The organism is Streptomyces angustmyceticus, from assembly GCF_040701845.1.
In the GTDB taxonomy this organism is placed as follows: domain Bacteria; phylum Actinomycetota; class Actinomycetes; order Streptomycetales; family Streptomycetaceae; genus Streptomyces; species Streptomyces angustmyceticus_A.
Map to the genome: position 1 here is coordinate 1 of NZ_JBFBHQ010000029.1, position 14058 is coordinate 14058.

Annotated in this window: 15 protein-coding genes; 2 read left to right on the forward strand and 13 right to left on the reverse strand. The window is 74.5% G+C overall.

Annotation, left to right across the window (positions count from 1 at the left end; genetic code table 11):
- Window positions 1-184: 184 nt before the first annotated feature.
- Window positions 185-1447: a class I SAM-dependent methyltransferase gene (locus AB0411_RS33040; protein WP_366420964.1), complete on the forward strand. Its 1263-nt coding sequence runs from the start codon at window positions 185-187 to the stop codon at window positions 1445-1447.
- Window positions 1448-1454: 7 nt separating this feature from the next.
- Here AB0411_RS33040 and AB0411_RS33045 read toward each other — a convergent pair whose 3' ends face one another.
- The 4 genes from AB0411_RS33045 to tsaB form a co-directional block, all read right to left on the reverse strand.
- A complete protein-coding gene (locus AB0411_RS33045) occupies window positions 1455-1820 on the reverse strand; it encodes a hypothetical protein (protein WP_340484920.1) in 366 nt (121 codons plus the stop codon).
- A gap of 121 nt (window positions 1821-1941) precedes the next feature.
- Complete coding sequence (gene tsaD / locus AB0411_RS33050; RefSeq protein WP_366420965.1) at window positions 1942-3069, reverse strand: tRNA (adenosine(37)-N6)-threonylcarbamoyltransferase complex transferase subunit TsaD; 1128 nt, start codon at window positions 3067-3069, stop codon at window positions 1942-1944.
- Between the two features lie 5 nt (window positions 3070-3074).
- Window positions 3075-3602 (reverse strand): ribosomal protein S18-alanine N-acetyltransferase, encoded by a 528-nt coding sequence (gene rimI, locus AB0411_RS33055; RefSeq protein ID WP_366421007.1) that lies wholly within the window; start codon window positions 3600-3602, stop codon window positions 3075-3077.
- A gap of 83 nt (window positions 3603-3685) precedes the next feature.
- The gene (gene tsaB / locus AB0411_RS33060) at window positions 3686-4396 is read right to left on the reverse strand and encodes a tRNA (adenosine(37)-N6)-threonylcarbamoyltransferase complex dimerization subunit type 1 TsaB (RefSeq protein WP_366420966.1); all 711 of its coding nucleotides are present in this window, start codon (window positions 4394-4396) and stop codon (window positions 3686-3688) included.
- A 139-nt stretch (window positions 4397-4535) separates the two neighbouring features.
- On the opposite strand from tsaB, the gene AB0411_RS33065 reads away from it, so the two are divergent.
- A complete protein-coding gene (locus AB0411_RS33065; protein WP_366420967.1) occupies window positions 4536-5102 on the forward strand; it encodes a hypothetical protein in 567 nt (188 codons plus the stop codon).
- Between the two features lie 33 nt (window positions 5103-5135).
- Here AB0411_RS33065 and AB0411_RS33070 read toward each other — a convergent pair whose 3' ends face one another.
- From AB0411_RS33070 to AB0411_RS33110, 9 genes are all read right to left on the reverse strand, one after another.
- Window positions 5136-5414 carry a hypothetical protein gene (locus tag AB0411_RS33070; RefSeq protein ID WP_366420968.1) on the reverse strand — a complete coding sequence of 93 codons (279 nt, stop codon included), beginning with the start codon at window positions 5412-5414 and terminating at the stop codon, window positions 5136-5138.
- Window positions 5415-5658: 244 nt separating this feature from the next.
- Window positions 5659-6195, reverse strand: a complete 537-nt coding sequence (tsaE, locus tag AB0411_RS33075; RefSeq protein ID WP_366420969.1) for a tRNA (adenosine(37)-N6)-threonylcarbamoyltransferase complex ATPase subunit type 1 TsaE — start codon at window positions 6193-6195, stop codon at window positions 5659-5661.
- A 146-nt stretch (window positions 6196-6341) separates the two neighbouring features.
- Window positions 6342-7673, reverse strand: coding sequence for an alpha/beta fold hydrolase (locus AB0411_RS33080; protein WP_366420970.1), 1332 nt, complete (start codon window positions 7671-7673; stop codon window positions 6342-6344).
- Complete coding sequence (alr, locus tag AB0411_RS33085) at window positions 7670-8857, reverse strand: alanine racemase (RefSeq protein WP_366420971.1); 1188 nt, start codon at window positions 8855-8857, stop codon at window positions 7670-7672. The genes AB0411_RS33080 and alr overlap by 4 nt, the downstream gene beginning before the upstream one ends.
- Before the next feature lie 59 nt (window positions 8858-8916).
- Window positions 8917-9768, reverse strand: coding sequence for a L,D-transpeptidase (locus tag AB0411_RS33090; protein WP_366420972.1), 852 nt, complete (start codon window positions 9766-9768; stop codon window positions 8917-8919).
- Window positions 9769-9878: 110 nt separating this feature from the next.
- Window positions 9879-11303 carry an NAD(P)H-hydrate dehydratase gene (locus tag AB0411_RS33095; RefSeq protein WP_366420973.1) on the reverse strand — a complete coding sequence of 475 codons (1425 nt, stop codon included), beginning with the start codon at window positions 11301-11303 and terminating at the stop codon, window positions 9879-9881.
- Window positions 11304-11401: 98 nt separating this feature from the next.
- A complete protein-coding gene (locus AB0411_RS33100; protein WP_366420974.1) occupies window positions 11402-11770 on the reverse strand; it encodes a holo-ACP synthase in 369 nt (122 codons plus the stop codon).
- Window positions 11767-13614: a glutamine--fructose-6-phosphate transaminase (isomerizing) gene (gene glmS / locus AB0411_RS33105; protein ID WP_366420975.1), complete on the reverse strand. Its 1848-nt coding sequence runs from the start codon at window positions 13612-13614 to the stop codon at window positions 11767-11769. Before glmS ends, AB0411_RS33100 begins: the two co-directional genes overlap by 4 nt.
- Window positions 13615-13638: 24 nt before the next feature.
- Entirely contained in the window at window positions 13639-13917 is a 279-nt protein-coding gene (locus tag AB0411_RS33110) for a hypothetical protein (RefSeq protein ID WP_366420976.1), read from the reverse strand.
- Window positions 13918-14058: the final 141 nt, after the last annotated feature.

Here is a 14058-nt window from a genome sequence, read left to right on the forward strand (position 1 = left end):
CGCACCAGCCCCGCGCAGCGGCACCGCGGACCCCGCCCGCCGCAGGCGCAAACGCGGGCGCACCGCGCAGCGGGCGGCAAACGGCGAGCAACCCCACGGCGGGAAAGCCAAAAACGTGGGCCGAAAGCCAAGCGCAGCGAAACCCACGGCGGGAAAGCCAAAAACGTGGGAGGACAATGACATCGTGAACGATGTCGACACCTTCGCCGACCTGCTGACCCCGGAAGGCCAGACCTTGCTGGCCGAGTTGCGGGACCACACCCCGTCGGACGAGCTGGCGGCAGCCACCCGGCTGCGGCGCACGCACCCCGCGGCACTGGTCTCGGCCGCGCTGGGCCAGGCCCGGCTTCGGCAGCGCGCGGCAGCGAAGTTCGGGGCGGACGCGGGCCGGATGTACTTCACGCCGAACGGCGTGGAGCAGTCCACCCGGGCCACGGTCGCCGCCCACCGCGCCGAGCGGCTCGCGGCGCTGGGCGTGCGGACGCTGGCGGACCTGTGCTGCGGCATCGGCGGCGACGCGCTCGCGCTGGCCCGGGCCGGGATCCGGGTGCTGGCCGTCGACCGTGACCCGCTGGCCTGCGCGGCGGCGCGGGCCAATGCCGAGGCGCTGGGGCTCGCGGAGCTGATCGAGGTGCGCTGCGCGGACGTGACGGAGGTGGACACGGCGGGATATGACGCGGTGTTCGTGGATCCGGCGCGGCGCGGCAAGGCGACGACGAAGGGGGCGGCGCGCAGCGCCTCGTTGGGGGGCGGTGGCCGGGCGACGGGTGGGCGGATCTTCGACCCCGAGGCGTACTCGCCGCCGCTGTCCTGGGCCGTCGAGGCGGCCCGTAAGGCTCCCGTCGCGGCGCTGAAGATCGCGCCGGGGGTGCCGCACGACGCGCTGCCCGAGGACGCCGAGACGGAGTGGATCTCGGACGGGGGTGACGTCAAGGAGGCCGTGGTGTGGTTCGGCGCGGCGCAGGGCGGGGCGGGGCGCATCACGCCCGGCGGCCGCCGTGCCACGCTGCTGCCGGCCGGGGACTCGCTGCTCGGCGCGGGGCTGCCGGATCCCGAGCCGGGCCCCGTCGGGGACTGGCTGTACGAGCCGGACGGGGCGGTGATCCGCGCGCATCTGGTCGCGGACGTCGCCCGGGAGATCGACGGGCGGCTGATCGACCCGACGATCGCGTACCTGACCGCGGACCGGCTGGCCGAAACGCCGTACGCGACCGCCTACGCGATCACCGATGTGCTGCCGTTCCACGTCAAGCGGCTCAAGGCGCTGCTGCGGGAGCGCGAGGTCGGCATCGCGGTGATCAAGAAGCGTGGTTCGGCGGTGGAGCCGGAGGAGCTGCGCAGGAAGCTGAAGCTCGGCGGCGGCCGCAACTCCTGCACGATCTTCCTGACCCGGGTGGCCGGCGCCCCCACGATGCTGCTGGGGCACCCGGCCGCGGACGCGCCCTGAGCGGCCCTCACGCCAGGTCGGTGAGGTCCTCGGCGTAGATCTGGGAGAGCGGCTGCGGTCCGATGTACTGCTGGCAGGTGCACTGGCCCGCCTCGTACTGCACCGGTTTGCGATCGGCGTCCCAGGCGACCGCGACCTCCACCAGCTCATGACACTTGCCCTTTTTGTCATGCTTGGCGAGGTGGTGGGTGCAGCCGCACACCGGCTGCGGCGGCTGCTGCGCGGCGGCCAGCTCCTGCCGTTCCTGACGGGCGGTCTCCAGCCGCTCCATCTTGCGTTCGTGCCGCGTGCGCAGCGCCGTACGGGCGGTGTCGGCGACCTTCGCGAAGCCGCCCGCCATGAAGAAGACGAAGACCCACCAGAACCAGTCCACAGCCTGCCGCCTCCCCACGTGCGCGCCCGGTGCTGCCTGCCAGGGTAAGACCTCTGGCCGGAGCTCGCGCCGGGGACGGCGCGAGGACTCGCGACACGACAAAACGAGCCCTCGCGCGGCCTCAGGAGTAGAGGTTGTCCTTGCTCGTCTCGTGGACGTGGTCGTGGTCGTGGTGGTGCGCGGCGGCGGCCGGCTCCTCGCCGGGCACATGCGGTTCGGTGACCGGCAGGGACGAGTCGGCGGAGAGGTCCCAGGCGGAGGCGGACCGGCCCCGTGACACCATCTCGGCGCCCAGGGCGGCGACCATCGCGCCGTTGTCGGTGCACAGCTTGGGCCGCGGCACCCGCAGGGTGATCCCGGCGTCCTCGCAGCGGCGCTGGGCCATCGCCCGCAGCCGGGAGTTGGCCGCGACGCCGCCACCGATCATCAGGTGGTCCACGCCGTTGTCCTTGCAGGCCCGGACGGCCTTACGGGTCAGCACGTCCACCACGGCCTCCTGGAAGGACGCCGAGACGTCCGCCACCGGCACCTCCTCGCCGGCCGCCCGCTTGGCCTCGATCCAGCGGGCCACGGCGGTCTTCAGGCCGGAGAAGGAGAAGTCGTAGACCGGGTCGCGGGGGCCGGTCAGCCCGCGCGGGAAGCGGATCGCGTCGGGGTTGCCCTCGCGGGCGTAGCGGTCGATGACCGGGCCGCCGGGGAAGCCGAGGTTCAGCACCCGCGCGATCTTGTCGAACGCCTCGCCGGCCGCGTCGTCGATCGTCGAGCCCAGCGGCCGTACGTCGGAGGTGATGTCCGGGGCCAGCAGGAGGGAGGAGTGGCCACCGGACACCAGCAGCGCCATCGTGGGCTCCGGCAGCGGGCCGTGCTCCAGCTGGTCGACGCAGATGTGCGAGGCGAGGTGGTTGACGCCGTACAGCGGCTTGCCGAGGGCGTAGGCGTACGCCTTCGCGGCCGAGACACCGACCAGGAGCGCGCCGGCCAGGCCCGGTCCCGCGGTGACCGCGATCCCGTCCAGGTCGCTCGCCGCGACCCCGGCGTCCTTCAGGGCGCGCTGGATGGTGGGGACCATCGCCTCCAGGTGGGCGCGCGAGGCCACCTCCGGCACCACGCCGCCGAAGCGGGCGTGCTCGTCGACGCTGGAGGCGACCGCGTCGGCGAGGAGGGTGTGGCCGCGGACGATGCCGACACCGGTCTCGTCGCAGGAGGTCTCGATGCCGAGGACGAGCGGTCCGCCGCGTGAGTCAGCCATGAGTGTCAAGTTCCTTGTACGGAGGGTGCTTCGGAGGAGGTCTGGGTGGTGCGGCGCATGACGAGGGCGTCGACGTTGCCGGGCTGGTAGTAGCCGCGGCGGAAACCGATCGGCTCGAAGCCGAAGCGTTCGTAGAGGCGCTGGGCCCGTACGTTGTCGACCCGCACCTCCAGCAGCACCTCGTGGCATTCGAAGTCCGTCGCGGCACCGAGGAGTTCGGTCAGCAGCCGGGCGCCGAGGCCGGTGCCCCACATCTCGCGGGCGGTGGCGATGGTCTGGATGTCGCCGGTGCCGTCGACGGCGGCCAGCCCGCCGTAGCCGACCAGCCGGCGGCCCCGCCCGCCACCCGACCGCCGCCCCTCGTCGTCGCCACTGCGCGGCGGCGCCTCCAGTTCGGCGACGAGGTAGCGGCGAGTGGCGTACGGGCCGCGCGCATGGGCCAGCTCGGACCAGAACATGCCCGGCGACCAGGCGTCCTCGGGGAACAGCTCCCGCTCCAGCTCCAGCACCGGCGCGATGTCCCACCAGCGCATCTCGCGCAGCGACGCGTCCTGCGGAGCGGCCGCGCCGGGCGGCGGGGCCGCCGCGGGGCGCCGGTCGGGCGACGGGCTGGTGGTCACCGGGGAGTGACCACCTTGTAGTTGGCGGGCACCTGGGCGTCCGGGCGGCGCAGGTACATCGGCTGCGGGGCGGGCAGCTCCTCGCCCGCGGCCAGCTTCGCGGCGGCCAGCGCGGCCAGCGCCCCGGCGGACTGGTGCTCGGGGGCCTCGCGCCGCAGCCCGGTGAAGACCGTGTCGTAGAGCACGGCGCCCGCGCCCACGGCCGGGACGCCGGCCACCTGCTCGGCGATGTCCGCGGGGCGGTCGACGGCGGGCTCGGTCAGGCGGGTGATCCGGCGGGGCGCGGCGGAGCCGCTCGTCGCGGGGTGGTCGCCGGGCGAGGTGCCGGCCTCGTAGCGCGCCCAGTAGACCTCTTTGCGGCGGGCGTCGGTGGCCACCACGAAGGGCTCGGTGAGCCCGGAGGCGTAGGCGAGGCCGTCCAGGCTGCACAGGCCGTGGACGGGCACGCCGAGCACCGCCCCGAAGGTCGCGGCGGTCACCAGGCCGACCCGCAGACCGGTGTACGGTCCCGGGCCCACGCCGGCCACGATGTCGCTGACGTCGTCGAGTTTCCGTCCGGCCTCGGCCAGCACCCGGTCGACGGCGGGCAGCAGCAGCTCGCCGTGGCGGCGCGCATCGACCTGGCGGGACTCGGCGAGGACCCGGGTGCCGTCGTGGAGCGCGACGGTGACGGCGGGGGTGGCGGTGTCAAGAGCTAGCAGCAGCACGTCCTCAAGACTACGGCTCGGCGGGCGGTACCCGTCGCGGTGCTACCGTCGCCCCGTAGCCCAGCAGCAAGCAGCCCGGCGTTCCAAGGCCCGGGGCTCCCCGCCGGTGGCAGGGAGAGGGAGGAAAGGTGGCACAGCGGTGCCCGCTAAGAGCAGCACGATCGTCACCGCGCTGACCACGGCCGCCGTGGTCGTGGTCGGTGTGCTCGGCTACCAGGCCGCGGCGTCCGCTCCGGACACCCTCACCCAGGCCCGCAAGGCCGGCCACCACAGCACGCCCAAGAGCCACCGGGAGCGGGACAAGAAGGACAAGGCCCCCGCGCCGGCCCCGGTCCCCGACGCGTCCGGCAAGGGCCGGCGGATCGTCTACTCGCTGGACGCCAAGCGGGTCTGGCTGGTCGACGCCAACGACAGGGCACAGCGCACGTACCGGGTCGCGCCGAGCGCGGTGAGCCCGGCGCTGGGGGCGTACGCGGTCGCCTCGCGGTCGGTGAGCGTGACGGGTTCGGACGGCATCGCGATCGAGCATGTGGTGCGGTTCGCCGCGGTGGACGGCGTCACCATCGGCTTCAGCGCGGCCGTCGACGGCTCCATGCCGGAGCCGGGCTCGGCGAAGAAGACCGGTGGCATCCGTGAGTCGCGGGAGGACGGCAGGGCGATGTGGGACTTCGCGCTGCACGGCACCAAGGTCGTCGTGGTCTCCTGACCGCGCGGGGCCGCCGTCCTTCGCCCTAACGGGCTACGCCGCGTCGCGGCCGCCGGTGGACGCGGTCCCCGGACCTGCCGGGTTCTCCTCGTCCGGTGCGCCCTCCGCTTCCGGCGCGTTCGCCGGGGATCCGCTCCGACGGGCCTCGCCGGCGTCGTCGGGGGGCGTGGAGACGGCGCTGGCGGCGGCGCAGGCCGCGAGCAGTTCGTTCATGGTCGGCGTCTCGCGCGCCTCGTGCTCGGCGCGCCCGTCCGCCGCGAAGGGGGCACTCCCGCGCCCTTCGGGCGTGGGGGAGGGCTGGTGGGCCGACATGGACGCCTCCCGGGGCTCCTGGGACGAGCGACAGAAGCTAGGCTCGCTACTTAGGCAGACCTAACTGGGGTCTCCACCCATGTCACCACGCCCGGCACCGGGTACGCAACATCTTACCGACGGCTTGTCGGAAACTACCGGGACGGGTGGCGGGATCGCGGGCGCGCAGGTCCACGCCGTCCCGGCCGCCTCCCCGCTGCCAGCGGGCCCATGCGCCCTCGGCAGGTCCCGGGCGCGGGCGGGGTCAGCAGGCCTCCAGCGCGGGCAGGCCGGCGTCCGCCCAGCGGGCGCCGAGGCCGGTGACCGTCACCTCGCGCACATCGTCCACGTCGTCCGCGACGAGCCCGTCCGCGCCGCCCGGCGCCTCGGCCCCCACGGCGCGCCCGATGACCACGTGCAGCCGGTCCTCGGACAGCTCCTCGACCTTGCCCTCGCCCCACTCCACGACCACCACCGACTCCGGCAGCGAGACATCGAGGTCCAGGTCCTCCATCTCGTCCAGCCCGCCGCCGAGCCGGTAGGCGTCGACGTGCACCAGCGCGGGGCCGCCGGTCAGCGAGGGGTGCACCCGGGCGATGACGAAGGTGGGCGAGGTCACGGCGCCGCGCACGCCCAGCCCCTCCCCCAGGCCGCGGGTCAGCGTGGTCTTGCCGGCGCCCAGCTCACCGGTGAGCAGCACCAGGTCGCCGGGGCGCAGCAGCGGGGCCAGCCGGCGGCCCAACTCCTGCATCTGTTCGGGGGACTTGACGGTCACGTGCGCAATCGCTCCGGTGGTGCTCATGCCGCAAATGGTACGTCCCGCCCGCCGGGGCCCCGCCCGGCCGCGTACGACGCCCCGGCGCGACGGCTGCCGGACCCGCCGCCCGGCCCGCTCCCCCGGCGGACCTGGCGCGCCTGCCGGGCCGCTGCCCGGCAGGCCCCGTGGCCTCAGGCGCGGGCGTGCCGCGAGCTGCGGGCCGCCGCGCTCGCCCGCTCCACCAGCGACACCAGGTGCTCGTTGACCAGCTCGGGCCGCTCCAGCATCACCAGATGCCCGGCGCCGGGGACGCACACCATCTCCGCGTGCGGCAGCACCTCGGCGATCGTCCGGCTGTGGTCGGCGGGAGTGATCAGATCGCTCTCCCCGGCGAGCACCAGCGCGGGCACCGCGTCGTACGCCACCAGCGCCTCGGTCTTGTCGTGCACCGCGAACGCCGGGAAGAACTCGGCGACCACATCGATCGGGGTCGCCTCGATCAGCCGCTCGCCGAAGCGGGCGATGCCCGGGTCCACCTTTTCCGGCGTCCCGAACGAGTACCGCTTGATCAGCCCGGCGAAGAGGTCGGCGGTGGCCCGCCGTCCGCGCTCGACGATCTCGCGCTGCCAGCCGAGCGCCTTGAGGACGCCCGGCGCGAGCCAGTGGAAGGCCTTGACGCCCATGGACGGCAGCCCGAACCCGACCTCGCTGAGCCGGCCGGCGGAGGTGCCGATCAGGGCCACCCCGACCACCCGCTCCGCGACGTACTCGGGGAACTGGTCGGCCAGCGCCATCACCGTCATCCCGCCCATGGAGTGCCCGACCAGCACGATCGGGCCCTCGGGCACCGCGGCGTCCAGCACCGCCTTCAGGTCGCGGCCCAGCAGGTCGATGGTGACCGGTTCCGTACCGTCGATCTGGCCGTGACCGCGCGAGGAGCGGCCGTGGCTGCGCTGGTCCCAGTGGACGGTGCGCACCGTGCCGCGCAGCGCGGAGCGCTGGAAGTGCCAGGAGTCCTGGCTCAGGCAGTAGCCGTGGCTGAAGACGACCGTGGGGGCCGCCGAGCGCCGCCCCAGCGCCGCCGTCAGCCGCTTGCGCAGGCCGCCGTGGGCCTCCTGCGCGGCGCGTGCTTCCTTGCCGCGGACCGGCTTGGCGGACCGGTCGCTCTTGCCGTGCTTGGCGTGCTTGCCGTTCACCGCGGGCTTGCCCGCGTCGTCCTTCTCCGGCGGGCCCGGCTCGTCGACCTCGTAGTACAGCTCGGTGCCGTCCTCGGCGATCGCGGCGCCAGGGGTGCCGCGCAGCGTGCCGTAGGGGCCCGCGGCGTCCAGGGCGAGCCGGGCGCGGCGCCGCATGCCGCGGCCGACCGTCAGCCGCTCTATCGCCACCCCGGCGGCGGCGCCCGCCGCGACCACGCCGATCGCGGCGCCGGCGAAACCGGCGTGCCGGCCCGCGCGTGCCCAGTTGCCGGCCACCTCGGCCGCCGTCTCGACCGCCTGCGCGGCGGCCTCCTGTCCGTCGGTCATGCCGTGCCCCCCGTGAGCGCGCTGTCCCCTTCGGCTTCGCTTCGTGTGCCGCTGTCCACATAGACGCGCGGCACGCGGGATCCGATCCGGGTGACGATCTCATACCCGATGGTTCCGGCCACCCCGGCCCAGTCCTCCGCGGTCGGCTCGCCGCGGTCCCCGGGGCCGAACAGCACGGCCGTATCGCCCGGCTCGGCGTGCTCGCCGCCGAGGTCGACGACGAACTGGTCCATCGCGATCCGCCCGGCGACCGTCCGCCACTTGCCGGCGACCAGCACGGGGCCGACGCCGGAGGCGTGCCGCGGGACGCCGTCGGCGTAGCCCAGCGGGATCAGCGCCAGGGTGGTCTCCCCGGGCGTCGTGTACTGGTGCCCGTACGACACGCCGTGGCCGCCGGGCACCCGCTTGACCGACGCGAGCGAGGCCTCCAGCGTCATCGCCGGCCGCAGCCCGAGCTCCTGGGAGGTGCCGAGTTCGGGGCTGGGCGAGATCCCGTAGATGCCGATGCCGGTGCGGACCAGGTCGAAGTGCGCCTCGGGCAGCGTCAGCAGCGCCGGGGTGTTGGCGATGTGCCGCACCTCGGGGCGCAGTCCGGCCGTCTCTGCGGTCTTCAGCGCCTCGTGGAAGACGTCCAGCTGGGCGGCGATCGAGGGGTGGCCGGGCTCGTCGGCGCAGGCGAAGTGCGACCAGACGCCGGTGACGGTCAGCGCGCCCCCGGCCTCGGCGGCGCGGGCCGCCGCGGTGAGTTCGGGCCAGTTGGCGGGCGGGCAGCCGTTGCGGCCGAGTCCGGTGTCGACCTTGAGCTGGACGCGGGCGGTGCGGCCGCACTCCCGGGCCGCCGCGGTCACTTCGCGAAGCGCCCACAGCCCGCTCACCGCGACGTCGATGTCCTCCTCGATCGCCCGCCGCCAGGGGCCGCCCGGCGTCCACAGCCAGCACATCAGGCGCCCGGTGTCACCGGCCGCACGCAGCGCGAACGCCTCCTCGGGCAGGGCCGTGCCCAGCCAGCCCGCACCGGCTTCACGGGCGGCGCGCGCGCAGCGCACCGCGCCGTGCCCGTAGCCGTCGGACTTGACCACGGCCATCAGCTCTGCCCGGGGTGCACGGGCCCGCAGCGCACGGACGTTCGACCGCACGGCGGCGACGTCGATGGCGGCACGGGCACGCTTCGCTGTCTCGTTCATCCCCCTCAGTGTCGCAGGCGCCGCCTCGACGCCCCGGGGGACGGGCGGGGAAACCGTGCTCACACGCCGGGTTTCCGCCCCCAGACGTACACGATGTCCTGCTTCTTCAGCAGATCCCACAGCTTCCGCGCGTCCTCCCATGTGAGGTTGACGCAGCCGTGCGAGCCCGGCCCCTGGTAGATGTCGTCGTAGACGGCGTGCAGGGCCTCCCCGCGGTCGAAGAACTGCGCGAACGGCATGGACGTGTGGTACAGGTTGGAAATGTGGTGCCGGTGTCGCATGTAGATGCGGTACGTACCGGTGCGGGTCTCCATCGTCGGCGCACCGGAGCGCATCACGACCGGGTCGAAGATCACCCGCCCGTCCTGCTGGACCCACAGCAGCTGCCGGTTCAGATCGGCGCAGACCGTCCGCTCCGGACGGTCCGGGCAGTGCCCGGCCCGGTTGGGGTTCTTCCTGGCCTTCATCAGCCGCACCATCTGGCCCGTGACCGGCCCGGCGAACCCGGACGCCGGCGCGATGCGGTGCGCCTGCTGGAACCGCCGGATCGCCCGGCAGTCCCCCGTGCTCTGCCGCCCGTCCACCTGCCGCCCCAGATAGCGCTCCGCCTGCCGCTGGTAGGGCCCGGTGGACCGGCTGCACGCCACCGTCACGGCGCCGGGGCGCACCGCCTCGGGCCGCGGCACGCGCTCGATGTGCCACCGCTGCCCCCGCGTCTGCGCCCGGCCGGGCGTCTCCTGCGCCGCCGCGCGCAGCTCGCGCGCGATGCCGGGGACCAGGTCGAAGGCCGGGTACGGGGCGGGCCCGGGGACCGCGCGCGAGACGGGCGACGGCGCCGCGGCCACCGCGGGCGGCCCGGCGGCGACGAGCAGCGAGGCGCAGACCAGCAGCGCGGGAAGAGTGCGTTTCATGCCCTGACGCATGCCGTGGCCGCGCGGCCGCTGCGCGCGATGCGCGCCAGGTTCGCCCTGGTGCCCGCCCCATTCCCCCGCGGGGCGTAACGCCGGCCCGCCGCCTTCTGTCAGTCCGTCACATCGCGCCAGGCGGCCGGGAGATGGGCCGCGACCTCCGAGGCCAGGATCGGTGCGCCGGCCGGCCCGGCCGCCCGGCGGGCCGCCAGCCCGTGCAGATACGCACCGACCGATCCCGCGTCCCGCGTGGTCAGTCCCGCGGCGAGCAACGCCCCCGTCACCCCCGACAGCACGTCCCCGCTCCCGGCCGTCGCCAGCCAGCCGGTCCCGGTGGGGTTGACCCGCACCGGCCCCGCCGCGTCCGCCACCAGCGTCGTCGAGCCCTTGAGCAGCACCGTGGCGCCGTAGTGCGCCGCCAACTCCCGTGCACAGGCCAGCCGCGCCGCCTCGACCTCCTCGCGTCCGCGCCCGAGCAGCGCGGCGGCCTCCCCCGCGTGCGGCGTCAGCAACGTCCCCGCCGCCCGCTCCCGGACCCGCTCCGGCGTCAGGAACCGCAGCCCGTCCGCGTCCACCAGCACCGGAACCTCGGCCGCCAGCACGTCCTCCAGCGCGTCCGACTCCTCGCCGAGACCGGGGCCGATGACCCACGACTGCACCCGGCCCGCCTTGTCCGGCGGCCCGGCGTGCACCAGCGTCTCCGGGAAGTGCGCGAGCACCGCCTCGGCGGCCGGCCCGACATAGCGCACGGCCCCCGCGCCGCCTCGCAGCGCACCGGCCACCGCGAGCACCGCCGCCCCCGGGTACCGCGCGGACCCGGCGACCACCCCGACCACACCCCGCCGGTACTTGTCGCTCTCGGGCGCCGGACGCGGCAGCAGCTCCGCCACGTCCGCATGCTGCAACGCCTCCGCGTCGGCCTCCCGCGGCAGCTCCAGCCCGATGTCGACCAGCCGCAGCGCCCCGGCCCGCTCCCGCGCCGGATCGATCAGCAGCCCCGGCTTGTACGCGCCGAACGTCACCGTCGCATCGGCCCGTACGGCGTCCCCGTGCACCTCCCCGCTGTCCGCGTCCACCCCGCTGGGCAGGTCGACGGCGAGCACCGGCGCCGACTCCCATGCCGTACGCGCCAGTTGCGCGGCCTGGGGGCGCAGCCCGCCCCGCCCCCCGATCCCGACGATCCCGTCCACGACCAGATCGGCCCGCGCGAGATCCCGCGCGGAATCGACCGAGACGCGTCCCCCGGCCGCCCGCAGCGCGGCCAGCCCGCCGGGGTGCGCCCGTTCGGGGGAGAGCAGCACGGCCGCCACCCCGGCCCCGCGCCGCGCCAGCCGGGCGCCGGCGTACAGCGCGTCCCCGCCGTTGTCGCCGCTACCCACCAGCAGCACCACCCGGGAGCCGTACACCCGCCCCAGCAACTCCGCGCAGGCGACGGCCAGTCCGGCCGCCGCCCGCTGCATCAGGGCCCCTTCGGGCAAGCGGGCCATGAGCTCTCGCTCCGCGGCCCGCACGGTCTCCACGCTGTAGGCAGTCCTCATACGGACAAGTCTCGCCCCTCGCCCACGGGGTGCGGCGGATTTCCCCCGGGCAAAGACGGCGCCCGTCCCCGGCGGGCGGGGACGGGCGCCGTGCGGTCTCACGCCTCCGCGATCACCACGGCGGAGGCGACCCCCGCGTCATGGCTCAGCGACACGTGCCAGCCGCGGACGCCGAGCTCCTTGGCGCGCGCCTCGACGGTCCCGCGCACCCGCAGCCGCGGCTGCCCGCTGTCCTCGACGTACACCTCGGCATCGGTCCAGTGCAGCCCGCTCGGCGCGCCGAGCGCCTTGGCCAGCGCCTCCTTGGCGGCGAAGCGGGCCGCCAGCGACGCGATGCCGCGGCGCTCGCCGCTGGGCAGCATCAGCTCCTCCGTGAGGAACAACCGCCGCGCCAGCTCCGGCGTCCGCTCCAGCGCCGCGCCGAAGCGGTCGATCTCCGCGACGTCGATCCCGACCCCGATGATCACTCCACCGTCACCGACTTGGCGAGGTTGCGCGGCTGGTCGACCTCGTTGCCGCGGGCGGTGGCCAGCTCGCAGGCGAACACCTGCAGCGGGACGGTGGACACCAGCGGCTGCAGCAGCACCGGCGTCCGCGGGATGCGCACCAGGTGGTCGGCGTAGGGCACCACCGTCTCGTCGCCCTCCTCCGCGATCACGATGGTCCGTGCGCCCCGGGCCCGGATCTCCTGGATGTTCGACACGATCTTGTCGTGCAGGACGGACCGCCCGCGCGGCGACGGCACGACCACCACCACCGGCAGGTCGTCCTCGATCAGCGCGATCGGCCCGTGCTTGAGCTCCCCGGCCGCGAAGCCCTCCGCGTGCATGTACGCGAGCTCCTTGAGCTTCAGCGCGCCCTCCAGCGCCACCGGGTAGCCCACGTGCCGGCCCAGGAACAGCACGGTGTTCTTGTCGGCGAGGGAGCGCGCCAGCGCCCGCACCGGCTCCATCGTCCCGAGCACCTGCTCGACCTGGGTGCCGATGGCCGCGAGTTCGCGCACCACGTCACGGATCTCGTCGCCCCACTTGGTGCCCCGCACCTGCGCGACGTACAGCGCCACCAGGTAGCAGGCCACCAGCTGGGTCAGGAACGCCTTGGTGGAGGCCACCGCGACCTCCGGCCCGGCGTGCGTGTACAGCACCGCGTCCGACTCCCGCGGGATGGTCGAGCCGTTGGTGTTGCAGATGGCCAGCACCTTGGCGCCCTGCTCACGGGCGTGGCGCAGCGCCATCAGGGTGTCCATGGTCTCGCCGGACTGGCTGATGGCGATCACCAGCGTCCGCCGGTCGAGGATCGGGTCGCGGTAGCGGAACTCGCTCGCCAGCTCCGTCTCGCAGGGGATCCGCGTCCAGTGCTCGATCGCGTACTTGGCGATCATCCCCGCGTGGTACGCCGTGCCGCACGCCACGATCACGACCTTGTCGACCTCGCGCAGCACCGCCGGCGGGATCCGCACCTCGTCCAGGGACAGCACCCCCGACGCGTCGATGCGCCCCAGCAGCGTGTCGGCCACGGCCTTCGGCTGCTCGGCGATCTCCTTGAGCATGAAGTAGTCGTAGCCGCCCTTCTCGGCGGCCGAGGCGTCCCAGTCGACGTGGTACTCGCGCACCTCGGCGGGCGCCCCCTCGAAGTCGGTGACCGTCACCGCCTCCCGGCGCAGCTCCACGACCTGGTCCTGGCCCAGCTCGATCGCCTCCCGGGTGTGCGCGATGAACGCCGCCACGTCCGAGGCGAGGAACGCCTCGCCGTCCCCGACACCCACCACCAGCGGCGAGTTCCGGCGCGCGCCGACCACCACGTCCGGCTCATCGGCGTGCACCGCGACCAGCGTGAACGCGCCCTCCAGCTGCCGGCACACCTGCCGCATCGCCTCGGCCAGCTCACCGCAGGACGAGTAGGCCTCGGCGAGCAGATGCGCCACGACCTCGGTGTCCGTCTCGGACGCCAACTCGTGCCCGCGGTCGGTGAGTTCGGCGCGCAGTCCGGCGAAGTTCTCGATGATGCCGTTGTGCACGACGCAGACCCGGCCGGCGTTGTCCAGATGCGGATGGGCGTTCTCGTCGGTCGGCCCGCCATGGGTGGCCCACCGGGTGTGCCCGATACCGGCCGCCCCGGCCGGCAGCGGACGGTCCGCCAGCTCCTTCTCCAGGTTGGCGAGTTTCCCGGCCTTCTTCGCCGCGGCCAGCCCGCCATCGGCCAGCACGGCGACACCCGCCGAGTCGTAGCCGCGATACTCCAGCCGCTTCAATCCGGCCAGGACGACGTCCAGGGCGCTCTGCCCGCCCACATATCCCACGATTCCGCACATGAGGGCAGCGTACGCCGGGGCCCCTCAATACCCCCGTGCTATCCGCGCGTGCGCCTCGTGCACCGTGTCCAGGAACTCCTCGTCCGCCTCCGCGTCCGCCCCCGGGCCGCTGCCCGGTTCGAAGCCCTCCAGAACGTCGTCGAGATCCTCGCCCAGGTCCTCGTCCGGGAGCTGCTCCGCGAGCTCCGCGTACACCCGTGCGGCGAATCCGTCCGGTACGGCCCCGGCCGCCCGGTCGTCGTCCGCGCCCCTGGTCCTCCCCCACGGCCGCTGTCCCAGCAGGCCGGCCCTACGCGCTCGCACACGCACCCCTTGTTTCGTCCACGGCCCGCAGCCGGGCCTCTCCCCGCAGCCGACCGTACCGGGCAATATCCGCCGGGTACAGACACGCAGGCAGAGAAGCCCCCAAGCCGTCCCCGACGTCCACAAGACCCTCCCCACAAG

What these genes read in the sequence shown, in the direction of transcription:
- AB0411_RS33095 (WP_366420973.1), bottom strand. Translation starts at nt 11,303, where the DNA reads ATGAGGACTGCCTACAGCGTGGAGACCGTGCGGGCCGCGGAGCGAGAG.
- rimI (WP_366421007.1), bottom strand. Translation starts at nt 3,602, where the DNA reads ATGCGCTGGTGGGACATCGCGCCGGTGCTGGAGCTGGAGCGGGAGCTG.
- AB0411_RS33070 (WP_366420968.1), bottom strand. Translation starts at nt 5,414, where the DNA reads ATGTCGGCCCACCAGCCCTCCCCCACGCCCGAAGGGCGCGGGAGTGCC.
- alr (WP_366420971.1), bottom strand. Translation starts at nt 8,857, where the DNA reads ATGAACGAGACAGCGAAGCGTGCCCGTGCCGCCATCGACGTCGCCGCC.
- AB0411_RS33080 (WP_366420970.1), bottom strand. Translation starts at nt 7,673, where the DNA reads ATGACCGACGGACAGGAGGCCGCCGCGCAGGCGGTCGAGACGGCGGCC.
- tsaD (WP_366420965.1), bottom strand. Translation starts at nt 3,069, where the DNA reads ATGGCTGACTCACGCGGCGGACCGCTCGTCCTCGGCATCGAGACCTCC.
- glmS (WP_366420975.1), bottom strand. Translation starts at nt 13,614, where the DNA reads ATGTGCGGAATCGTGGGATATGTGGGCGGGCAGAGCGCCCTGGACGTC.
- tsaE (WP_366420969.1), bottom strand. Translation starts at nt 6,195, where the DNA reads ATGAGCACCACCGGAGCGATTGCGCACGTGACCGTCAAGTCCCCCGAA.
- AB0411_RS33090 (WP_366420972.1), bottom strand. Translation starts at nt 9,768, where the DNA reads ATGAAACGCACTCTTCCCGCGCTGCTGGTCTGCGCCTCGCTGCTCGTC.